General features: G+C 68.4%; 26 protein-coding genes, 1 tRNA gene and 1 pseudogene. 19 read left to right on the top strand and 9 right to left on the bottom strand.

Annotated features, from left to right (window positions below):
- Positions 1 to 14: 14 nt before the first annotated feature.
- The 3 genes from FB384_RS08895 to FB384_RS08905 all read right to left on the bottom strand — a co-directional run bounded on the left by FB384_RS08895 (position 15) and on the right by FB384_RS08905 (position 1,833).
- The gene (locus FB384_RS08895) at positions 15 to 575 is read right to left on the bottom strand and encodes a dihydrofolate reductase family protein (RefSeq protein WP_183781346.1); all 561 of its coding nucleotides are present in this window, start codon (positions 573 to 575) and stop codon (positions 15 to 17) included.
- Positions 576 to 644: 69 nt separating this feature from the next.
- Entirely contained in the window at positions 645 to 1,331 is a 687-nt protein-coding gene (locus FB384_RS08900; RefSeq protein ID WP_183781348.1) for an alpha/beta fold hydrolase, read from the bottom strand.
- Between the two features lie 355 nt (positions 1,332 to 1,686).
- Complete coding sequence (locus FB384_RS08905) at positions 1,687 to 1,833, bottom strand: hypothetical protein (protein WP_183781350.1); 147 nt, start codon at positions 1,831 to 1,833, stop codon at positions 1,687 to 1,689.
- On the opposite strand from FB384_RS08905, the gene FB384_RS08910 reads away from it, so the two are divergent.
- Positions 1,832 to 2,212, top strand: coding sequence for a hypothetical protein (locus FB384_RS08910; protein ID WP_183781353.1), 381 nt, complete (start codon positions 1,832 to 1,834; stop codon positions 2,210 to 2,212). The two genes, FB384_RS08905 and FB384_RS08910, sit on opposite strands and share 2 nt — an antisense overlap.
- A 143-nt stretch (positions 2,213 to 2,355) precedes the next feature.
- Here the strand turns inward: FB384_RS08910 and FB384_RS08915 are convergent, their stop codons facing one another.
- Positions 2,356 to 3,006, bottom strand: a complete 651-nt coding sequence (locus FB384_RS08915) for an MBL fold metallo-hydrolase (protein ID WP_183781356.1) — start codon at positions 3,004 to 3,006, stop codon at positions 2,356 to 2,358.
- 247 nt (positions 3,007 to 3,253) lie between these two features.
- On the opposite strand from FB384_RS08915, the gene FB384_RS08920 reads away from it, so the two are divergent.
- The gene (locus FB384_RS08920; RefSeq protein WP_183781358.1) at positions 3,254 to 3,862 is read left to right on the top strand and encodes a hypothetical protein; all 609 of its coding nucleotides are present in this window, start codon (positions 3,254 to 3,256) and stop codon (positions 3,860 to 3,862) included.
- Here the strand turns inward: FB384_RS08920 and FB384_RS08925 are convergent.
- A complete protein-coding gene (locus tag FB384_RS08925) occupies positions 3,850 to 4,218 on the bottom strand; it encodes a hypothetical protein (RefSeq protein WP_183781360.1) in 369 nt (122 codons plus the stop codon). The genes FB384_RS08920 and FB384_RS08925 overlap by 13 nt on opposite strands.
- Before the next feature lie 299 nt (positions 4,219 to 4,517).
- Here FB384_RS08925 and trpS point away from each other — a divergent pair, with 299 nt between their 5' ends.
- From trpS to FB384_RS08940, 3 genes and pseudogenes are all read left to right on the top strand, one after another.
- Entirely contained in the window at positions 4,518 to 5,561 is a 1,044-nt protein-coding gene (gene trpS, locus FB384_RS08930; RefSeq protein WP_183781362.1) for a tryptophan--tRNA ligase, read from the top strand.
- Positions 5,562 to 5,643: 82 nt separating this feature from the next.
- Positions 5,644 to 5,958: pseudogene (cmtR, locus tag FB384_RS26815) on the top strand (Cd(II)/Pb(II)-sensing metalloregulatory transcriptional regulator CmtR); the annotation flags it as partial.
- Positions 5,959 to 6,313: 355 nt separating this feature from the next.
- On the top strand, positions 6,314 to 6,994 hold the full coding sequence (locus FB384_RS08940; RefSeq protein WP_372497729.1) for a cation transporter: 681 nt from the start codon (positions 6,314 to 6,316) through the stop codon (positions 6,992 to 6,994).
- Between the two features lie 57 nt (positions 6,995 to 7,051).
- On the opposite strand, the gene FB384_RS08945 is transcribed toward FB384_RS08940, so the two are convergent.
- Positions 7,052 to 7,933, bottom strand: coding sequence for an LLM class F420-dependent oxidoreductase (locus FB384_RS08945; RefSeq protein ID WP_183781366.1), 882 nt, complete (start codon positions 7,931 to 7,933; stop codon positions 7,052 to 7,054).
- A 262-nt stretch (positions 7,934 to 8,195) separates the two neighbouring features.
- Between FB384_RS08945 and FB384_RS08950 the strand changes: the two genes are divergently transcribed.
- From FB384_RS08950 to FB384_RS08970, 5 genes are all read left to right on the top strand, one after another.
- Positions 8,196 to 8,558 carry an SAV_915 family protein gene (locus FB384_RS08950; protein ID WP_183781368.1) on the top strand — a complete coding sequence of 121 codons (363 nt, stop codon included), beginning with the start codon at positions 8,196 to 8,198 and terminating at the stop codon, positions 8,556 to 8,558.
- Positions 8,555 to 8,842: a hypothetical protein gene (locus FB384_RS08955; protein ID WP_183781370.1), complete on the top strand. Its 288-nt coding sequence runs from the start codon at positions 8,555 to 8,557 to the stop codon at positions 8,840 to 8,842. The genes FB384_RS08950 and FB384_RS08955 overlap by 4 nt, the downstream gene beginning before the upstream one ends.
- Positions 8,843 to 8,851: 9 nt before the next feature.
- Complete coding sequence (locus FB384_RS08960) at positions 8,852 to 10,105, top strand: WXG100 family type VII secretion target (protein WP_183781373.1); 1,254 nt, start codon at positions 8,852 to 8,854, stop codon at positions 10,103 to 10,105.
- A 161-nt stretch (positions 10,106 to 10,266) separates the two neighbouring features.
- The gene (locus tag FB384_RS08965; RefSeq protein WP_228725990.1) at positions 10,267 to 10,740 is read left to right on the top strand and encodes a hypothetical protein; all 474 of its coding nucleotides are present in this window, start codon (positions 10,267 to 10,269) and stop codon (positions 10,738 to 10,740) included.
- Positions 10,741 to 10,890: 150 nt separating this feature from the next.
- Positions 10,891 to 11,262 carry a VOC family protein gene (locus tag FB384_RS08970; protein WP_183781376.1) on the top strand — a complete coding sequence of 124 codons (372 nt, stop codon included), beginning with the start codon at positions 10,891 to 10,893 and terminating at the stop codon, positions 11,260 to 11,262.
- Positions 11,263 to 11,343: 81 nt separating this feature from the next.
- Here FB384_RS08970 and FB384_RS08975 read toward each other — a convergent pair whose 3' ends face one another.
- Positions 11,344 to 12,105, bottom strand: a complete 762-nt coding sequence (locus FB384_RS08975; protein ID WP_183781378.1) for a TetR/AcrR family transcriptional regulator — start codon at positions 12,103 to 12,105, stop codon at positions 11,344 to 11,346.
- 94 nt (positions 12,106 to 12,199) lie between these two features.
- On the opposite strand from FB384_RS08975, the gene FB384_RS08980 reads away from it, so the two are divergent.
- From FB384_RS08980 to FB384_RS08995, 4 genes are all read left to right on the top strand, one after another.
- A complete protein-coding gene (locus FB384_RS08980) occupies positions 12,200 to 13,144 on the top strand; it encodes an ATP-binding cassette domain-containing protein (protein ID WP_183781380.1) in 945 nt (314 codons plus the stop codon).
- Positions 13,141 to 13,989 (top strand): ABC transporter permease, encoded by an 849-nt coding sequence (locus FB384_RS08985; RefSeq protein ID WP_183781383.1) that lies wholly within the window; start codon positions 13,141 to 13,143, stop codon positions 13,987 to 13,989. The genes FB384_RS08980 and FB384_RS08985 overlap by 4 nt, the downstream gene beginning before the upstream one ends.
- A gap of 1 nt (position 13,990) precedes the next feature.
- A complete protein-coding gene (locus FB384_RS08990) occupies positions 13,991 to 14,338 on the top strand; it encodes a nitroreductase/quinone reductase family protein (RefSeq protein WP_183781388.1) in 348 nt (115 codons plus the stop codon).
- 135 nt (positions 14,339 to 14,473) lie between these two features.
- Complete coding sequence (locus FB384_RS08995) at positions 14,474 to 15,400, top strand: NAD(P)H-binding protein (RefSeq protein WP_221212677.1); 927 nt, start codon at positions 14,474 to 14,476, stop codon at positions 15,398 to 15,400.
- A gap of 109 nt (positions 15,401 to 15,509) precedes the next feature.
- Here FB384_RS08995 and FB384_RS26490 read toward each other — a convergent pair whose 3' ends face one another.
- The gene (locus FB384_RS26490) at positions 15,510 to 16,253 is read right to left on the bottom strand and encodes a class I SAM-dependent methyltransferase (protein WP_323985290.1); all 744 of its coding nucleotides are present in this window, start codon (positions 16,251 to 16,253) and stop codon (positions 15,510 to 15,512) included.
- A gap of 229 nt (positions 16,254 to 16,482) precedes the next feature.
- Between FB384_RS26490 and FB384_RS09005 the strand changes: the two genes are divergently transcribed.
- Together FB384_RS09005 and FB384_RS09010 are read left to right on the top strand one after the other, a co-directional pair.
- Positions 16,483 to 16,833: a VOC family protein gene (locus FB384_RS09005; protein ID WP_183781394.1), complete on the top strand. Its 351-nt coding sequence runs from the start codon at positions 16,483 to 16,485 to the stop codon at positions 16,831 to 16,833.
- 63 nt (positions 16,834 to 16,896) lie between these two features.
- A complete protein-coding gene (locus tag FB384_RS09010; RefSeq protein WP_183781396.1) occupies positions 16,897 to 17,187 on the top strand; it encodes a DUF2283 domain-containing protein in 291 nt (96 codons plus the stop codon).
- 170 nt (positions 17,188 to 17,357) lie between these two features.
- On the opposite strand, the gene FB384_RS09015 is transcribed toward FB384_RS09010, so the two are convergent.
- Positions 17,358 to 17,431 (bottom strand) — tRNA-Gly (locus tag FB384_RS09015).
- A 143-nt stretch (positions 17,432 to 17,574) separates the two neighbouring features.
- Here FB384_RS09015 and FB384_RS09020 point away from each other — a divergent pair.
- The 3 genes from FB384_RS09020 (at position 17,575) to FB384_RS09030 (ending at position 20,332) form a co-directional block, all read left to right on the top strand.
- Positions 17,575 to 18,804, top strand: coding sequence for an oxygenase MpaB family protein (locus FB384_RS09020; RefSeq protein ID WP_183781398.1), 1,230 nt, complete (start codon positions 17,575 to 17,577; stop codon positions 18,802 to 18,804).
- Between the two features lie 24 nt (positions 18,805 to 18,828).
- Positions 18,829 to 19,410: a dCTP deaminase gene (dcd, locus tag FB384_RS09025; RefSeq protein WP_183781402.1), complete on the top strand. Its 582-nt coding sequence runs from the start codon at positions 18,829 to 18,831 to the stop codon at positions 19,408 to 19,410.
- Between the two features lie 118 nt (positions 19,411 to 19,528).
- Positions 19,529 to 20,332 carry a CAP domain-containing protein gene (locus FB384_RS09030; RefSeq protein WP_323985174.1) on the top strand — a complete coding sequence of 268 codons (804 nt, stop codon included), beginning with the start codon at positions 19,529 to 19,531 and terminating at the stop codon, positions 20,330 to 20,332.
- Positions 20,333 to 20,404: the final 72 nt, after the last annotated feature.

Raw genomic sequence — 20,404 nt, forward strand, 5'->3', positions numbered from 1 at the left:
GCCGAGCTGCGGTTTCAGCTCGGGGTGTGGCAGGTGTAGGTGATGCCGCCGGGGAACGACTTCATGTCACGCAACGCCATTCGGGGCAGCGTGAAGCCGTCGGGGAACAGCCTGCGCCCGCGCCCCTGCACGACGGGATAGCCGAAGAGGCGGTACTCGTCGACGAGGCCTGCCCGGATGAGCGAGTGGCAGAGCGTGATGCTGCCCGTGACGACGATGTCCGAACCCGGTTGTTCTTTGAGCTCGCGGATCGCCGCGACCGGGTCGTCGGTGCCGATGAGGTGGGTGTTCTGCCAGCCGGGGTCGGTCAGCGTGCCGGTGACCACGTACTTGTCGACCCGGTCTAGGAAGTCGGCGACCTCGCCGGTCTGGTTCGGCCAGAAGCCGCGGAAGTCCTCGAACGTCTGCCTGCCGAGCAGGACCGCGTCGCACCGGTCCTGATGGCGGCGATTCTCCGCGACGAGCTCGGTGTTGTCGGCTGTCGGGTCGAACTCGACCGTCGGGTCAGACCAGGAATCGAGCATCTCGACGCAGCCGTCGAGCGTCATGTTCTGCGTGATGGCGAGCGTGCGCATGATGGCCCCAGGACGTCGGCGTCGGCGGCGGTGCGTGGCTCGGCCCAGGATGCCCGACGGGTCCGACCTTCAGTCGAGGGCGCGGGCCAGCGTTTCGACGGCCGCTGCGACCGGTTCGGGATCGTCCACCGTGGCGAGGTGACTCGCCGGGAGTGACCGGACGGGCAGGTGGCGGGCGCGTGCGTGCTCGGCGGCACTGTCGTAGGGGGCCGACAGCCGCAGGTAGGCGCTCGGTGGCTCATCGGTGTGGGGACGCGGCTCGCGGAGGAACCGCACGGGCACGCGCGGTTCGTCGGGCAGGACGGCGTCGCGGAGGGCCTCGCTGGTGAGTGGGCTCGGGTCGAACCACGTGTGCCAGGGCTGCAGGAGCAGTTCGGTGCGGTCGCCGGTGTCCTCGACGGTGGCGCCGCTCGCCAGGGTGTCGTAGAGCTCGGCGGGTGCGGTGTCGTGCCAGCTCCGGCCCGGAGTGGGCAGGCCGGCGTCGACATAGACGACGTGACTGCCGGGGCGGGGCCGCGCGAGATGCGGCAGGAGCGGGCCTGCGCCGCTGTGCCCGGCGACGAGCAGTGGCTCGCCGGGAACCTGGGCCGCGAACCGGGCGGCGATGCCGTCGTGGCACGGCGTGGCCCGCAGGCCGTCGCGTAGATCGGGGACGACGACGCGATGTCCGCGTGCGACGAGCACGTCGGCGAGCGGGCGCATGCTCCCCGGCCCGAGGAACGGACTGTGCACCAGCGCAATCGTGCGCATACCCATGCACGCCTCCTGTGGCGGACGAACCCCGTGGACCCCGTGGTTGCGTCCACCCGTCTCCCATCGCCACCCGAAGGGGAACGCTCCGCGTGGCGGTGTTCGATCGGATTCAACCAGGTTGCCCCGGGGAACGGGTTCGTCGCACGGGATGGGCACGAACGGCGCCGGCCGGTTCGGGGCTACCGGTCCGGCGCCGTTCGTGTCCGGTCACCGACGGCCTGCATCGCCTGCGACGTCGCGGACTCGTCACGATTCGGGACGGAACCGGGGAGGTTCCTTCGTGGCGATCGGGGGTGTCCGCGGCGCGCGCCCGGGGTTGGCGTGCTCGGCCGACGTGTACGTGGTGCCTGTCGCGGTGTTACCGCGAGGGGCTCGGTGACAGCACCACGAGCGAAAGCAGCAGCAGGAACGCCAGTCCTGCCACCAGGAATGCGGGCACGCCCGTGACCGACCATGCGGCCAGTCCTGCGATTCCGAGCGCACCCGCCGAGGCAGATGTCCACATGGGCCATCTCCATCTCGCGTCGGGGATGTGTATGGGGTCATCCGGCGTATCGCCGCACTTCCCCTGTCCGTTATCACGCCGTGACATCGAATGGCATGCATCACCCGAATGGTGGCTGTGGTCGGGTCCTCTTGTGCGCTTCGCCTGCTATATCCCGATTCTCGTGCGCGCGATCGGTCGTCACCCGGATGGTTCGGACGTTGCAGCGGTGGGGATGGGTGCGGCGGTCGAGGTTGGGGCGGTGATCGAGGTTGGGGCGGTGATCGAGGCGGGTGTGGCGGTGTGGCGCGCCGCGGTCGCAGCGCCGTGCTGGAACCGCGGCGCCGTGGCACTAGAGCTGTCTGGGCGTGACGCCGTGGCCGTGGCGCCGCCGTGGTGACACCGCCGTGGTTCCGCCGCCGCGGTTGTGGTGCCGCCGCGGTCCCGTCGCTACGGCGGCCCCGCCACGACCCCGTCGCCGTGACGCGGCAGAGCACGGCGTCCGGACGCTCGTGTATCGCCCGGGCGTCCGGACACCGTGTGTCAGCTGCTGCTCGCCGCTTGTGGTTCGAGCGCGGCCAGTGCCTCCTGTACGCAGTCCGCCCACCTGCGCTCCCCCAGTTCGGTCACTCCGGAGTCGCCGGCGAACGCGCTGGAGACGACGACATCGGGTTCCAGCGTCGCCAGGTCGCCCAGGCTCGACGTGAGCTGAGCGTGGTCGCTCATGCCGGGGATGTAGCCGGCGCGCCAGTGGCCGTTCGGGTCGACGTAGAGCGTGTCGCCCGTGAACAGATACGTCCGACCGGAAACGGGCACTAGGAAGCAGGCGCTGCCGGGGGTGTGTCCCGGTGTCGGGATCACGTCGATTCCCGAGGCGGTCACGTGCCTGCCTTCGAAGGCGTCGTCGACCGGGGTGACCTCGCTTGCCAGGTCGGCTTCGGTCGCGTGGGTGTGCAGGGTCGAGCCGAAGCGTTCCTTGATCGTCCGGAGCGACGGTGCGATCTCGTCCTGGTGGCTCAGGTAGTGGTCGGCGACTCCGCCCAGCTCGGCCATGCGGTCGAACTCGGTGTCGTGGGTCGTGTTGTAGAACAGCACGTTGCCGGCCGGGGCGAGCCAGAGGTAGGCGTGGGTGCTCAGCCCGGGGAACGGGTACTCGGGTTCGGTTTCCCACAGGTCGTCGGCGATCTTCCTCATCTCGGTTCCCTTCTCTCGTTTGAAAGGAACGCTAGGACTTCGAGTTAACTTGAAGTCAACACTCGCCGATCCCAGCACCCGCCGTCCCATACTCGCCGGCCCCGGTGCCCACGACGCCGACCGTCCACACGGTGGCGGCCGCTCGTGCCGCCGCGAGCCGGTGCCGGTGCGGGAACGCGGAATCCGGCACCACCGACGTGTCGGTTCTCGTAGGATCCGCGGTGCTGCCCGACGTCCGAGGAGTGTCATGACTGACCCCGTTCGTGCCCCGGCCATGCCGCCCGCCCAGCGGCACGGCGAGATCTACCGTCATGTCGCCGACTCGTCGGCACAGAACCGCCTCGCGACGACCTACCTGTACACGGGCGTGTTCGAACTGCTGGTCATGGGCGTGCTCGCGTTCTTCCTGGAGCCGCCGGTGCGCTGGCTGCTGCTCGCGTTCGGTGTGGCCGGATGTGCGATGTTCACGTTGGTGCTGTATCCGCGGGCGAAGCGCAGTGCGAATTACGCGGGCGACGACCTGATCGACCTGATCGTCACGCCGTCGGGTCCGATCACGCGTGGCGGTTTCCAGCTCTCGTGGCGTGAGTTGTCCCAGTTCCGGTTGGAGGTCCTGACCAATATGGGCGGGAAGGGCAAGGTCGGTATGCACGCCCTGCTCGTACTCGCCGACGGTGCGGCGGTGAAGGCGCGCACGACGACGGAACCGCAGCGGAGCGTGTTCACCGGGCAGAAGATCAAGGCCAACCTGGGTGTGCCGGACAAGGCTGAGGCCGAGCGGGTGCGCGACCTGCTGGAGCGGGCGTGCGCCCAGGGCGGTGTGCCGTTCGACTACCGCGAACGTCACTCCAGCTGACCTCCCACGCCGCGGCGGGGGACGATGCCCGCCCGGCAGAGCGCGATGACCACCAGCGCCGCGAGCTGCATGACGACCGCGATGGCGGCGTGCACGGCCCACGCGCCGACGAGTGTCGGGCCGCCCCACGTGCCGGCGCCGAGCGCGTCCGCGAACGGATGTGCGAGGTGCTCGATCGTGTCCGGTCGCAGTGGATACAGCCACCCCGCCAGGATCAGGTACACGATCAGCACGGCGGCGACGACGGCAACGGCGGAAAGTCCATAGTGGACTATCTTGCGGTCGAAGCCGGGACTTCGCGCGGGCAGGCGCCAGGCCGTGAAGCCGAATCGCAGTAGCTCATGTGGACGAGTCATGCTCCGACGATCCACAACCACGCGGGTGTCTGCCATGGGGACAACCCCCGGAATCCGGCCGTGTCGGCTCTCAGCCGTGCCCCGGTGCGCCGTCGTGTTGCGTGGGCGTCGTCGGCGGATCGGCAGCGCGGATCGGATATCATCGACGTATGCGCACTCGAATCGCCATGTGGTGGGCCGCCGACCGGCGGCCCTGACCTTGCGCATGTTCACCACGGCCGCCCGGAGGGCGGCCGTTTTCGCGTTTCCGTGACGGTGCGTCCGCGGGTGGTCTCCGACTCGATCGTGGAGGCACCGATATGTCGCACCCGTCCCGTCCCCGTCTGCTCACCGGTGATCGCCCGACCGGCAGGCTCCATCTCGGCCACTACGTGGGCAGTCTCGCCAACCGGGTCCGGTTGGCCCGCGAGTACGAGACGTTCCTGATCCTGGCCGACCTGCATCTGCTCACGACGGAGAACTCCCCCGACGCCATTGCGCGGATTCCGCAGCACGTCCGGGAGCAGGTGCTCGACGCGCTCGCCGTGGGTGTCGACCCGGAGCGCGTGACGTTCTACCTGCAGTCCGCGATCGGTGAGGTCGCGGAACTGAACACGTTGCTGCAGAGCCTCGTATCGGTATCGCGGCTGCAGCGCATCCCGAGCCTGAAGGACATGAGCCTCGGCGGCGAGATGGGCTACGCGCTGCTGGGGTATCCGGTGCTGCAGGCGGCGGACATCCTGTGCGTCAAGGCCGGAGCCGTCCCGGTGGGGCAGGACAATAACGCCCACGTCGAGGTGACGCGGGAGATCGCACGGCGGTTCAACGGCCTGTACGGCGAGGTCTTCCCGGTGCCTGCCGCCGTCACCAGTGACGTGCCCAGCCTGATCGGCACCGACGGGCAGGCGAAGATGAGCAAGTCGCTCGGCAACGCGATCTACCTGTCCGACCCGCCCGAGGACGTCGACCGCAAGGTGGCCCGCATGTACACCGATCCGCAGCGGGTGCGCGCCGATGTACCGGGCACCGTGGAGGGCAATCCGGTGTTCGAGTACCACCGTGCGTTCAACGACGACCGCGCTGAAGTGGCCGACCTGGAGGAGCGGTATCGCGAGGGGCGCGTCGGCGACGTCGAGGTCAAACAGGCCCTGGCGGCGGCGCTCAACCGGTTCCTCGATCCGGTGCGGGAGCGGCGCGCGGAGTACGCCGCGCGGTCCGGATACGTCGACGAGCTCATCACCTCCGGTACGGAACGCACGCGCACCGTGGTCCGCGAGGTCGTCTTCGAGGCGCGCAGGGCGATGGGGCTGACCGGCGCGTACAACCGGTTGCGCCGCAAGGCCGCCCGTTCGGCGACGCGTTGACCGGGCGTGCCCGTGTGATGTGTCCCGCCGGTGATGGTTCAGCGATTGCTGAATGATCAGCCTCCGCTGTACTGTTCGATGCATGCTGACGAGTGAGACGCGCGAAGCCGCGTTGTCGCGCCTGGGGCGGGCGTTGGCCGACCCCACTCGGTGTCGGATCCTGGTGGCGCTGCTGGACGGGGTGAACTACCCGGGGCAGCTGGCGACGAAGCTCGACCTGACGCGCTCGAACGTGTCGAACCATCTGGCGTGCCTGCGCGGTTGTGGCCTGGTCGTGGCCGCCTACGAGGGCAGGCAGGTCCGGTACGAGCTGGCCGATCCGCACCTCGCCGGCGCACTCGGCGAGTTCGTGCAGGTGGTGCTGGCTGTCGACACGGGCCAGCCGTGCGTCGACGACACGCGGCCCGCCGCGGCACCGGCACCGGAATCCGCCGCACCGGAATCCGCTGCACTGGGAGCCGCCGCACCGGAAGCCGCCGCACCGGAAGCCATTGCGCCGCCGTGCACCGACGAGGTCGGCACCGGTCGGAGCGTCGTCGGTGAGGGCGCCACCGCTGTCACGGACGGGGAGGTCGCCACCGATGGCTGACGACTGCTGCGGCCCGAGCGATTCGCGGGCCACCACGTCCGCCGACGCCGCGTCCGCCGACGCTGCGTCGGCCACCGGGGCCACCGCCGCAACCACGGGCATCGCGGTCTCCGCGGGTTCGCCCGACGACACGGCGACGGCGAACACGGCCGGGCCCGCCGACGTGGCGGCGTGCGGTGACGGGTGCTGTTCGACGGAGGCTGCGCCCCCACGGTCGGGAGGCGCTCTGACCGGCACGGCGCAGCCGGACGATCACCGGCGCACGGTGTTGTCGCGTCGCGTGCGACTGTTCGTGGCCGCGACGATCACCTACAACGTCATCGAGGCCGTCGTCGCGATCACCGCGGGTGCGATCGCGTCCTCGGCGGCGCTGATCGGGTTCGGCCTGGACTCGACGGTCGAGGTCGCGTCGGCCGCGGCCGTGGCGTGGCAGTTCGCGGGGCGTGATCCGGAGCGGCGCGAACGTGTCGCGCTGAAGGTCATCGCGGTGTCGTTCTTCGCGCTGGCGGCGTATGTGACGTTCGAGTCGGTCACGACGTTGGTTGGCGGCGAGCAGGCCGACCACTCGACGGTGGGCATCACGTTGGCGGCGGTGTCGCTGGTGATCATGCCGGTTCTGTCGTACGCGCAACGCCGTGCCGGGCGCGAGCTGGGGTCGGCGAGCGCCGTGGCCGATTCGAAGCAGACGCTGCTGTGCACCTACCTGTCGGGTGTCGTGCTGGTCGGCTTGCTGCTGAACTCGCTGTTCGGCTGGGCGTGGGCCGATCCGGCGGCCGCGCTGGTGATCGCCGCACTCGCCGTGAAGGAGGGGCGCGACGCCTGGCGCGGCGACCACTGCTGCTGAGCAGGCCGCCGCGCCCGGCCCGGCCACCGGGCAGGGCCGCCGACTCCACAGTGGACGTCAGATGTCGGCGAGTCTCGGCCGGATGTCGCCGACGAGGCTCGTCGCCCACGGCACCGGATCCTGGTACGCGGGCGGCACGAGGCTGACCAGCGAGACGCCCAGTTTCCGGTAGGTCTCCATCTGGCGGAGGAATCCGTCGGGGTCGGTGATCGTGTCGCCCTGGTACAGGATCGTCTTCTCGATGGCGTCGTAGTCGGTGCCGAGCGCTTCGCAGTGCCCGCGCAGTACGTCCAGCTTGTGCCGTACGGCCGCCACGGCCTCCTCGCTCGCGGCGCTGAACAGGTTGCAGGCCTGGCCGTACTGCGCGACGAGCCGGAGCGTCTTGCGTTCGCCGCCTCCGCCGATGAGGACGGGGATCGTGCCGTTGGCGGGCTGGGGCAGGCTGATCGTCTCGGTGAGCCGGTAGTGCTTGCCGTTGTAGGCGCCGTCGTCGTCGGACCACATCTGCCGGCAGATCTGCAGCGTCTCCTCGAGGCGTTCGAACCGTTCGGCAAGCGGCGGGAACGGCACGCCGAGGCCCGCGTGCTCCCGTTCGTACCAGGCCGCGCCGAGACCCAGCACCGCGCGGCCGTGCGACAGCGTGTCGAGGGTCGTGACGGTCTTGGCGAGCAGGCCCGGGTGCCGGTAGGTCACGCCGGTGACGAGCAGTCCGAGGCGGACGTCGGTGGTGATCCCGGCGAGGTAGCCGAGTGCCGTGTACCCCTCGAGCATCGGTTCGTACGGACCGCCGACGTTCTCCATCTGGAACCAGTGATCCATCAGGGTCAGCAGGCTCACGCCGCCGTCGTCGGCGACGCGGGCGGTCTCGGCAAGGCGATCGGCGAGCGTCGTTTCCCACTCCGGGTGGGTGAACGTGTAGTAGTGCAGTCCGAGCTCCATGTGACCGACCCTACGTCCGTGCGGTGGTCATCGCCCGGTGGTGACTGCCGCCTGGCAGCGGCTCCCGCGAGTCCTCGGTACCGCGGGAGCGCATGTCTACGGAGCCGGGCGACGACGCGAACGCCCGTGGCTTCACGCGGCCGACTCCGGTTCCGGGCCTCGAGCATCACGCCGTGTTACTTTTCGCCACACGCCGCCATAGTCGCTGGTCAGGACGTTTTGGTGGTTTCGTGCGAACCGGACACGACGTTGGGAGGAGGACGTGCCTGAAGAACGATTCGGGGCTCAGGACGCCCCTGCACCTCCGGTGATCGGACCGGAGTTCGCCGATGCGGCCGACGACCAGCCCGACGAGGTCTACCTACCCTCCGAACGCTTTCACTACGGCGATGAGGAGGCGACGGTCGAGTTGCGGCGACTGGAGGACGAGCGTCTCGTCCTGCTCGCCTTCACCTCACTGGAAGCTCTCGTCGAGGGCTGTGGCGAAGGCCAGCCGTGGTTGTCGGTGCGAAGTGACTATCTGAACCGCATCGCGGCCGACAGTGGCGCCACCGAGGTCTTGTGGAACGCCGTTCTTCCGGACGACCAGCGTCAGGAGGTAGCACCTACCGGAGGCGTGTCGTGAGTGGATACGGCGCGGGTACCGGTTCGCTGGACGGGATCGCGTCGAAACTGCGCAACGGCGCGAGTTCGCTGGAACAGGCCGCGGGGCAGCGTCCGCCTGCGCCGAACGCGGGTGAGATCAGTGGGGTGGTCCAGGGGCTCGTCGGTGCGCTGTCGACCTCACTCGCCGGTGTTGTCGAAGGTTGTGGAGCCGCCGGCGATGCAGTGGCCTCCGGACGCGATGCGTACGAGAAGGCCGAGCAAGACGGTCGCACCGACGTGTCCAACGCCAGCGGTGGGCTGTGAGGGGGAGCCATGCCGATCGACACCGAGGTCAAGGCGGATGCGGCGAGCATCCGGAGCGTCGCGCAGTGGTCCCAGAACGCGGACACGGCGGGGACGCAGGTGTACGGGGCGCGCGGCGATTCCGAATCCACGTGGACGGGCGAGGCTTCGGACGGGTTCCGAAGCACCATGACGAAGTTCGGTGGGCAGATCGACGGCCTCAGCACGGACCTGTCCCGCACGTCGTCCCAGTTGAACTCGCACGCCGATGACATCCATACGGCGAAGTCACGCATGTCGCAGGCGCTGGAGATCGCGCGCAACGGCGGCCTGACGATCAGCGGAAACATCATCCAGGAACCGGGTCCTGCGCCGGCAGCTCCGGCGCCGTTGCCGACCGATGAGAAGCCGAGTCCACGCCAACAGCAGATCCACGACCAGGCCACGCAGGCGCAGGCGGCGCACGAGAAGCAGGTCAAGGCCTACGTGGAAGCGGAGCGGTCAGCGACTCCGGCTCGTGAGGCGCTCATCAAGTCGCAGCAGACGTTCGTTAGGTTCGCGAAGGGGTATGCGGAGAAGGCGCCGATCAACATCGCCGACATCAGCACAGGCCTGGCGGGAGCGGTCGCCCAACGCACGAGTCAGTACCGGGCGGCGGCGAAGGCGCTGGACCCGGCGATCGAACGTGCGGCCGCGTACGCGAAGAGCGGCAGGACGAACCCGTACGCACAGGCACGCGCGGATGCCTTGGAGATCGAACGCAGGCTCGCCAAGCAGGCAGAGCTGAACCGGGCGACAGCCACACGTACCGCCCGCATGGTGGACAAGCTGCCGAAACACCTGAAAACAGCGCTCACGACGAACTTCGACTTCGGGAAGGCGGAATCCGCGAAGGCTGGCTCAAATCCGGCACTCCGTGGTGCGACGAAGTTTGCCAGCAAGATCCCGGTTTTCGGGGCCGGTTTAACCGCGGTCGGTGTGGGAATGGATATTCGCGGTGGTAAGGACCCGGGAAAGGCCATTGCATCGGGTGCCGGCAGCTTTGTCGCTGGCTCATTGGCAACAGCGGCTGTGGCAAGCGCGGGCGGGCCGGTCGGATGGGCTGTGGCCGGAGGTGCGGTCGTGTCTGCGGGAGTCGGGCTTGCCATTGACGAATGGGGCGATGACGTCGCTGACATGGCGGGCGACGCGGTGGACTGGACTGGCGACCGTTTGTCCGACGCGGGAGAGTCGATAGGTAAGGCAGGACGGGCGGTCGGTGATTTCTTTGGTGATCTGTTTTAGGCGGGTATATGGATGTTTCTAGGCTTCCGCCCAAGCCTGATTTGTATACGGGCGAACCTCGTCCCCCGGGTGCCCCGCTGGAATCTGAGGGAGAACGACCGGACGACCGGCGAGAACTGAGCGCGGATCGTGTACCTCGTTCTCCTGTGGATGAAGGCCCGATGCTGGAGTGGTTCTACCCCACGCGCACAGGTCGAGTGATGGCTGGCGCATCCATGTCGGCGATACTGGTCGTCTTCGGCGTAATTCTGGACGGCGGATTCTCCTGGATGGGCGTGTGGTGGTTGTGGATAATTATTTTGCCATGGCCATTGGTTTTCCTCGTCTCGGCTGGTTCTGAGCAGGTCTGCGCGGGTGTTGACTGGCTCGCGTTGGATGGTTACGCGTACGTAAAAACGTACGACCTCGTCACCGTTAAAGTACACCTTGATGGGGCTGCGCACGCGATTGAAATGGTTGACAGCCAAGGACGTTCCCTGCGTCCTAAAATAATCAGGCTCCAGCGAAACCATCGGCTCTGGGATCTGGTGTACAACGGAATTCTGCATTCGGTGCACGTGGGTGGTGCGGAGACGAACAAGCGGGCTCGGGACTACCTCCTGCTCGACCATCCACCGACTCTTCGCCCGCAGTAGCGCCGCCACTAGTCAGCGCCGCCACTGGTCAGCGCCGCCACTGGTCAGCGCCGCCACTGGTCAGCGCCGCCGCTCGCCGTGCGGCGGGCTCGGGCGCTGCCGCGGGCGGTGGCGCCCGAAACTGTCGTGGGTGGCGGGCAGGATCGGTGCATGGCTGATTTCGCGAGGAACACCCATCACGCGCTCGACTACGTCGAGCTTCCCGTCACCGACTTCGACGCGGTGAAGACGTTCTACGGCGACGCGTTCGGCTGGCAGTTCACCGATTACGGCCCGGGGCCCGCGTATGTCGGAATCCGTGGAACGTCCGACGACGAGGTCGGGGGCTTCCGGAAGGAGGAGCAGGTCACGCCGGGCGGACCGCTGGTGCTGTTGTATTCGACGGATCTGGAGGCGAGTCTTCGCGCCGTGCGCGAGGCGGGCGGTGAGATCACCCAGGAGCCGTTCGACTTTCCCGGTGGGCGGCGTTTCCACTTCCGTGATCCGGCCGGCAACGAGCTCGGTGTCTGGACTGCCGCATGAGATGAACGGCGATCTCGCGGGCCCGGTGCTGCGCTCCCGTCGACGATTCGCTGCGGCTGTGCTCCGTTCGTGCGGCTGCGCCTACTGGTCCAACGACCAGCGTGCCTGTACGCCGTCGAGGAAGGCGTCGAGGGCGAAACGCATCGCCTCCCGACCCTGGAAACTCCAGGCATCTTCCTCGTTGCTCACGGCAGCGAGCCGCGGGTAGTCGCCGCTCTCGGAGGCGCGGATGAGATACGGCTCCTGTGCGGCCCACCATTCGCTTTCGGTCGTGGGCGGCGGGGTGTCGGACGAGTCGGCGATCAGGTGATCGCGCGCGGCACCGATGACGATGCTCATCACGCCGGTGATGATCAGATTCTGCTCGCGGCCCGGGATGTCGTGGCCCTCGAACGCGCGCAGTGCCCAGTCGAACCCGGCCAGCGAACCGGGGCCCAACACGGGACGACGTTGGTTCAGTTCGAGCAACCACGGGTGGGCGGCATAGCCGTCCCAGGTGCCCTCGGCGAGGAGGGCGAGATGCTCGCGCCAGGTCTCGCCGGTCACCGCGAGCTCCTCCGGTGACGGTTCCGTCGCGCGGTCGACCATGAGATCGACCAGCTCGGCCTTGCCCGGTACGTAGCGGTACAGGGTCATCGGGCCGGTACCGAGCTCGTCGGCCACCGCTCGCATGTTGAGCGCGGTCACGCCGGAACGATCGGCGAGCGCGATCGCGGTGGCGACGACCTGGTCGAGGGTGAACCGCGGTTTGGGTCCCGGCCGCCCCTCCTGGGCGCCGCCCTCGCGCCACAGCAGTTCGAGGCTGCGACGTGGATCGCCTGCACCGGTCTGGGGAGAGCTCATGGAACGAGAATCCTAACCGCCCCGGCACTGGCGAACCGGGTACGTCGTACGCTATAACTGAGTACATCGTACTCGGATACCTTCTGGAGTTCTGATGAGTAGCTCCGTCATTGAGGCTCACGGCCTCACCAGACGATTCGGGGAAACCGTCGCCCTGGACGATTTCGACCTCGAGGTGGCGCGCGGCAGTGTCCACGGGTTGCTGGGGCCAAACGGCGCGGGCAAGACGACGGCGGTCCGGATCCTCACCACGCTGCAGCGGCTGCACACCGGCACGGCGATCGTCGCCGGGCACGACGTCGTTCGGGAGGCGCGACAGGTCCGTCGCCGCATCGGGTTGACCGGGCAGCAGACAGCCGTCGACGACCTGCTCAGCGCGCGGCAGAACCTCGTCTACTTCGGACGCCTGTTCCGGCTCGGCAAGGCCGATGCCCGCAAGCGCGCCGACGAACTGCTCGCCCAGTTCGGTCTCGCCGGTTCCGCACACCGGGTGCCGAAGAAGTTCTCCGGTGGCATGCGCCGTCGGCTCGATCTCGCCGCCAGCATGATCCTGGCACCGGACGTCCTCTTCCTCGACGAACCGACCACCGGGCTGGACCCGGCCGGGCGCAGGGAGGTCTGGGAGGCCATTGCCGGGCTGACGGCCGGTGGCACCACCGTGTTGCTCACGACCCACTATCTCGACGAGGCGGACCGGCTCTGCGACCGGATCTCCGTGGTCGACCACGGCCGCAACGTCGTCGATGACACGCCCGACGGGCTCAAGCGGCGGATGGGGGCCGAGCGGCTCGAGGTGATGGCGACAGCGCCCGAGGCGCTGGAGCCGATCACCGCGGTGGTCGCGTCGGTCGCGACGGGTGAACCGTCGGTCGAGCCCGGCACGTTGACCGTGTCGGCGTTCGTGCACGACCCGGTGGACGCACTGGTGACCGCGGCGGCCGCGATCCGCGAGCAGCGGTTGGAGGTCGCCGATCTCGGGCTTCGGCGGCCCACGCTCGACGAGGCGTTCCTCGAGCTGGTGGGAAGGGAGACGGCATGACCCACGGCACGACACCTCTGAAACCGGCCACCGACGACACCGTCGGCCACCGGATCCGCTGGACCCTCAGCGACTATCGGGTCGTGGTGGGGCAGGAGTTCGCCCACCTGCTGCGGCAGCCGGCCAACTTCGCGTGGCAGCTCGGCTTCCCGGTGGTCATGGTCCTGCTGTTCGTCTACGTGTTCGGCTCGGCGATGGACGTCACCGGTCAGGGCGCGGGTGTGGGCTACATCGGCTACGCGATGCCGGGCCTGTTCGCGATGACGATGGCGTTCGGGTTCATGAACACCGCCTTCGCCGTCGCGGACATGAAGGAGAAGGGATTCATCGACCGGGTGCGGTCGATGCCGATGGCCTCGTCGGCGATCGTGGTGGGCCGAAACCTGGCCGACACCATTCACGCTGCCGTCGACCTGGCAGTGCTCGCCGTGATCGCGTTGCTGATCGGTTGGAGCTCCGACGGTACGGCCCTGGAGACGCTCGCCGCGTTCGCGTTGCTGCTGTGGCTGCGCTTCTCGCTGATCTGGGTCGGGATCTGGCTCGGCCTCCTCGTCAAGGGCACCGAGCAGGCGGGCAATCTCTTCGCGCTGGCGTTCCCGTTCGGGATGATCTCCTCGGTGTTCACGCCGCCGGAGCTGATGCCCAGCTGGCTGCAGCCCGTCGCGGAGTGGAATCCCGTTTCGGCGACCGCCACGTCCATCCGAGAGTTGTTCGGCAACCCGGTTCCGATCGGCGATGCGTGGCCGGAGGTACACGCGCTCGCAGCGGCGATCATCTGGCCGTTGGTGATCACTGCGGTGTTCCTGCCGCTCGGGGTGCGCCGGTTCCGCAATCTCGGTCGCTGACGTGGCGTGGGATCCGAAGGTCAAGACCATCCGGATCGTCACCCGGGGGCGTGTGACGGGCAGGGTCCACCCGGTCACGACGTGGTTCGCGGGCGCGGGAGGCGCGGTCTACGTCGCGGCCCGGCACGGGTTGCGGAGCGACTGGCTGCGGAATGCGGTGGCGGCATCGGCTGTCGAACTTCGCCGGGGTCACCTGTCCTGGACGGCCGAGGCCGCGCTCGTCCACGACGCCGAGGAGGTGGATCACGCCCTCGATGCGTTCGCGGGCAAGTACGCAGAACACCGCGCGATCATCAGCGCCTGGCGAGCTGATCCGCCGACCTTCGTGCGATTTCGGTGGATCGAGTAGTGCGCGTTCGAGCCGTGACTCGGTGCCAGGGCGGCGCGCGAGGACTTGACAAATCCGTCGCGACTCTCGACTAGAGAAGCGCACTAGGCCGTCGCTAGCTTCGGGTCGAACGAACGGTCTGCACGGGGAGTTCCGATGATGCTGTTGACGGCGATGCCCGCCTCCCGGGCACCGGGAGCCGTACCGACCGTGCCGGTGGTCCGGACTCTGGCGGAACGGCTGTCCGAACGTGGGCAGCGGGTTCGTGTGCTCGTCCCGGAATCGGAGGCCGGCGATTGGCCTGATGGCGTCGAGCTGCATCTCGGCCGGGTCACCGACCCGGCCGAGTTCGCCGCGGCCGTTGCGGATGCCGAGCTGGTGTTCCTCGCCGGCCTCGTCGGTGAACCCCTCGCGTCCCTGCGCGAGCTCACCACCACGCTCGTCACGGGACGGGTCAGGCGGGTCGTGGTGCTCGGCTCACACGGATCCGATTTCGACGCCGGGATATCGGACGAAACGTGGCAATGGTCGGCGTTCGAACGGTGCCTGGAGAACAGCGGGATCGGCCGGGTGTGGCTGCGGCCGACGGCGGTGATGGCCAGCGCGGATGTCGGCGGGTACCCCATTCCGGGTTCCGCGGTGGTGGACAGGATTCGACGCGGTCAACAGGTTCACGAGTACCTGCCCACTGCGCCGTACGCATTCATCCACGAGGACGATCTGGCCGAGATCGCCGCGACCCTGCTGCTCGGCGACCGGCGCAGCGGGACGGTCGATGTCAGCGGGACGACCGTGAGCGCGGTGGAACGGCTCGCCGCCCTTGGCGCTGCTCTCGGTGTCGAACCGCAGCTGGTCGAATTGACGGCGGACGAAGCGGCGGAGCGGTGGCGGCAGGCAGGCTGGCCTGAGGACACGATCGGCGTGATGCTGTACGCGTTGCCCGCTTTCGCCGCGGAGCCCGACAATCCGGCGTTGCGAGAGCAGGAGGAAACGGCCCGGACGCTACTCGGCCGACCACCGCAGACGTTTCGGCAATGGGCGGCGCGGCTCGCCGACCGAGTGGCAACACCGGACGGGTCTTGACGACACCCCCGATGACGGGAGTGGCTTGGCGATCAGGGTGCGGCAACCGGGTGTGCGCGAACTATCGCTGTTGACCGTGGTTTACCGGCCTGCTGGCCAGGGCAGGAAGCTAGTCCTGAACCGCTTCGAGCGCGAAGAACAGGAATACGGGTGCGGTCGAGACGTGCTCGAAGTCCTGAGGGAACAGCTCGCGTGCCTCCGGCGCGGGTTGCGGTTCGTTGATGCTTGCGACACGGAAACCGGCGGACGCGAACGCGTCGAGCATCGACTGCAGCGACTTTCTCCAGAACCGCATCGGGACACGCCGGCCACCGAATTCCCATTCGAACTCGTAACTCGTGTTCGCGAAGTAGTTCGGTCTGGGCTCCTGGATGGTGTAGGCGACGAAAGGGTGGTCGACCGACGCGAAAAGCCTGCCGCCGGGCTTCAGCACCCGCCGCATTTCGGCCAGGGCCGCAGTCCAGTCCTCCAGGTAGTGCAGCACCAGCGAGGCGATCGCGTCATCGAAGGTTTCGTCGTCGAACGGCAGTGGGTCGTTCAGATCCGCCAGGAGCAGCTCGGCGTCGTCGCCGAGGCGTTGCTCGGCCAGTTCGAGCATTCCGGCGCTGGCATCGATGCCGGTGACGGTGGCGCCGCGGTCGCGTAACGAGGCCGACAGCTTTCCTGAACCGCACCCGACATCGAGGACGCTGTGGCCCGCCACGTCTCCCACCAGCGCCAGCATCGCGGGGCGCTCGTAGTAGGCGTTGGCGAGGCTGCCGTCGTTCTCCGCCGAGTAGGCTGCGGCGAAAGCGTCGTAGTCGTTTACTCGTCGCCGCTCTTGGACCCCTGTGTTTTCCTGTTCGTCTGTCACATGGTGAATCCTGTCAAGAAGTAGCTGCGCCGCTTGATGTTGCTGGCACGTTGTTGGCGAGCCGAGCAAGCTCCGGCGCCGGAGCGGATGACGGAATCGGCCCGCCGCTCGGGAATCAGGCGGGACGTCCCTGGAAAGTGGCCTCGACCTGCTGCAGGTGAGGGTGTGCGCCGGGTGTCTGTCGGTGACTGCTGTTGCTGGTTGGCGTGGGTCGGTGGATCCTGCCGTCATGGTGATCAGGTGGGAGGCGTTGACCATCGATGCGCGCGACCCGTTCTCCCTCGCGCAGTGGTGGGCGGAGACGCTCGGCTGGAGGTTGACGGATCCGGTCCCTGGAGGCGTCGAAGTGCAGGAACCAGGTGGACGCGCGCCTTCCCTGTTCTTCGTGGCGGTCGATGACCCGAAGTCGGTCAAGAACCGGTTGCATCTCGACCTGTATGCCGGTGACCACGAGGCGACGCTGGATGGGCTGCTCGCACGGGGAGCGTCTCGGGTTTCCGTGGGACAACCCGCCGAGGCCGAGTGGACCGTTCTCGCGGATCCTGAGGGCAACGAGTTCTGCCTGCTCGAACCACGTTGACGGTCACTGAGCCGGACGTGTCCTTGCCGTGGGGGCGCCGAACTCTATGGGCACCAGGGCCTGATGGGTCACCATGCTCAGGGGCGCATCGAATACGACCCTGAGGTCGACGCCGCCTACCTCTACCTCACCGACGCCCGGCTCACGCCTGGCCGGGAATCAATCGAGTTGGAAACACCACCGGACTCCCCGGCGACGGTCGTCATGGACTGGAAGGACGGCAAGATCACGGGCCTTGAAGTCCTCGAGGCCTCGGCCCTCCTGCACCCGGATCTGCTTGCGCAGGCCATGCCACCCGGGGACGACCCTGATCTACCAGCGGGCTCCCAGCGAGGCCGACCGGATGATCGCTGACCGGACTCAGCTCCGGTTGACGAGCACCGGGGAGAGACGCTCGGAGGCGGATTCCGAGGAGGGTGGGGACGAGACGTCCGCCGACCGATGTTGTTGGCGGGCTCGTTCGGCCCCGGCACGACGAAGGCCCAGGTCCGAAGTGGATGCCTTCTGACCTGGGCCTTCGTGGTTGGAGCGGATGACGGGAATCGAACCCGCGTTCTCAGCTTGGGAAGCTGATGTTCTACCATTGAACTACATCCGCCTGCTGCCGACCGATCTTACAACGTCCGCGCGGCTCGTCACCCCCACCCCCGGTCAACTTCAGTCCCGCTTTGCTTGACGTCTGCCCGGAGAGTGACAACACTTGTTGTCATCACCTGAACGGGTCGTGCGAAGGAGCATGCGATGAGTGGCGACCAACGGCTGCCCGAGCCCGACTTCCTGCGCACCGGTGGGTTTCGCCTGGCCACGCTGCTGTATGCACCCGGTGATGTGCGCGGCACCCGGCGTCAGCTCGACGCCCTTCGCGAGTACGCCCAGACGGCCGATCCGCTCGCCGACGACCTCGTCGCCCTGATCGAACGCCTCCCGGACGGTGAGGGCCGCGCCCTCTTCGAGCGTGCGCTCGCCGACGGCATCGACGCCGTACCCGACGCGCCCGCCGAGCTCGACGCGTTCTTCCGCCACACGGAAGCCACGCCGTACTGGGTCGACCACGCTCGCCTCGACGCGGGTGCCCGCGCCATCGTCCGCACCGGCCTGCTCGGCCTGTTCCCCCTCGGCGACATGGCCCTGATGGGCGGCTACCTGTCGTCCAGGGCGACGAAACCCCTGGTCGGCACCGGCGCCCTCATCGAGGACATGGCCCCGAAGAGGCTCGTCGAGACCACGCACTGGTGGCTCGACGTCACGACGCCCGGTGCGCTGCGCACCCATGAACACGGCTACGCCGCCGTGCTGCGCGTCCGCCTCGTCCACGCGCACGTCCGCGCCGCCATGAACCGCCGCCCCGACTGGGACTACGGCGCCTGGGACCGGCCCATCAACCAGATCCAGACCGTCGGCACGCTCCTGCTGTTCTCGCTGGTCTACGTACTGGGCATGCAGCTGCTCGGCGTCCGCTACAGCGGCGACGAACGTGCCGACATCCACCATCTGTGGCGCTACATCGGCTGGCTCATGGGCATCACCGACGGACTCCTCCCCGCCACCGAGGACGACTCCTGGCGCCTGCTCTGGCTACTCGCCACCAGCGAATTCATCCCCGACGACGACTCGAAACGCCTCGCCGCCGCGCTGCTCGCCGCACACGAAGGCGTCGGCCAGGGCCGCGGCGCCCTCGGCAAGGTGCTCGCGCACACGTCGGTGCGGCTACACGGCTCGGTCAGCAGGCTCGTGCTCGGCAAGGACAACGCCGACTTCCTCGGTCTGCCGAACGACCCCGTCGCGCAGGGCGCAGTGCTGGCCGGTGCGGCCGTCAACTTCGCGGCCGAGAGTGTGCGACGCGCCGTACCAGGCGCGACAGTCGCGGCAGAACGCATCGGCGAGCTCGGGCGCAGGCAGTACCAGCGCAGGCTCGGCTCCCTGTTCCGCATCGACCGCACCTACGCACGGCACATGCGGACCGCGGCCTGAACCCCGCGGCGATAGGGTGGGTCCGTGCTGCTCAGTGACCGCGACCTCCGCAAGGAGCTCGACGCAGGCCGACTCGCCGTCGACCCGTACGGGCCGCAGATGCTCCAGCCGTCGAGCATCGACGTGCGCCTCGACCGGTTCTTCCGCGTCTTCGACAACACGAAGTACACGCACATCGACCCGTCGTTGCAGCAGGACGAGCTCACCTCGCTCGTCGAGAAGACCGACGGCGAGGCGTTCGTGCTGCACCCCGGCGAGTTCGTGCTCGGATCGACGTTCGAGATCTTCAGCCTGCCCGACGACCTCGCCGGCCGGCTCGAAGGCAAATCGTCGCTCGGCAGGCTCGGCCTGCTGACGCACTCGACCGCCGGGTTCATCGACCCCGGGTTCGACGGGCACATCACGCTCGAACTGTCGAACGTCGCCAACCTGCCGATCACGTTGTGGCCTGGCATGAAGATCGGCCAGCTGTGCCTGTTCCGGCTCACCAGCTCCGCCGAGCACCCCTACGGTTCCAGCGAGGCAGGCTCCAAGTATCAGGGCCAGCGCGGCCCCACGCCCAGCCGCGCGTACCGCAACTTCGACCGGGTCGACACCGCGCGCTGAAGGTCGAGACCACGTTCGAGCTCGATCCGCGGACAAATGCGACGGCGTGCGGACGCGTGACTGATCCGTCTCACAGAACGGTTCGATAAGTCACCCGTTGGTGGTAGCTTGCCCGGTCGTGGCTACCCCGACCTCCCGATCCCGCGCCGCGCTGGTGACGCTCAGCGTGCTCGTCGGCGTCGCGGGCGCGGTGGGCGGCCACCTGCTGTGGCCCGACACCGACTCCGCCGACACCGCGCAGATCGCAGGACCCGCCAGTGGTCTGGAACGGCAGTCGTCCGAACCGCCGCCAGCCGATCCGGCGGGCCAGCCGGGCGGGCCGGGCGCCGAAGCATCCGCGACCCCCGCGCCCACGACGTCGTCGGTCTCGCTGCCCGGCGACGCTCCCACCACGACCAGCGCCGAACCCGCACCGCCCACCACGACGTCGGCCTCGCCGGAAACCAGCGGCGCACCCGACGTCTCGACCACACCGACCACCAGCCCGCAGACCTCGACATCGGACACCACGACGTCGCCCGCCTCACCCACGACCACCGAGGAGGACCGCAGCGGACGGCTGGTCGAAGAGCTCGCGCGGTACGTCAACGAGGAACGCAAGCTCGCGGGCTGCCCGGCCGCTCGCCTCGCCTCGTCGCTCGACGAGTCCGCGCAGGCGCACAGCGACGACATGTCCCAGCAGGGCCGGTTGTCACACGAGTCGTCCGACGGCACTTCGTTCGAGGACCGCGTCGAATCGCACGGCTACGACGACCCGGCGGCCGAGAACCTCGCCATGGGCGTCACGTCCGCGCGCGCCGTCGTCGACAACTGGATGAGCCAGGACGCCCACCGGGCCAACATGACCGACTGCGACGTCACCTCCCTCGGCATCGGCCTCAACGAGGACGGCTGGTACTGGACCCTCGACCTGGGCTACTGACAGTCGTCGGGCCGTGGGGCGGGCAAAGCCCCCAAGGGCACCTTGGGGGCTCTCAACGCCACCAAAGTGCCC

The sequence above is a fragment of the Prauserella sediminis genome, from assembly GCF_014195435.1.
Lineage (GTDB): Bacteria > Actinomycetota > Actinomycetes > Mycobacteriales > Pseudonocardiaceae > Prauserella > Prauserella salsuginis.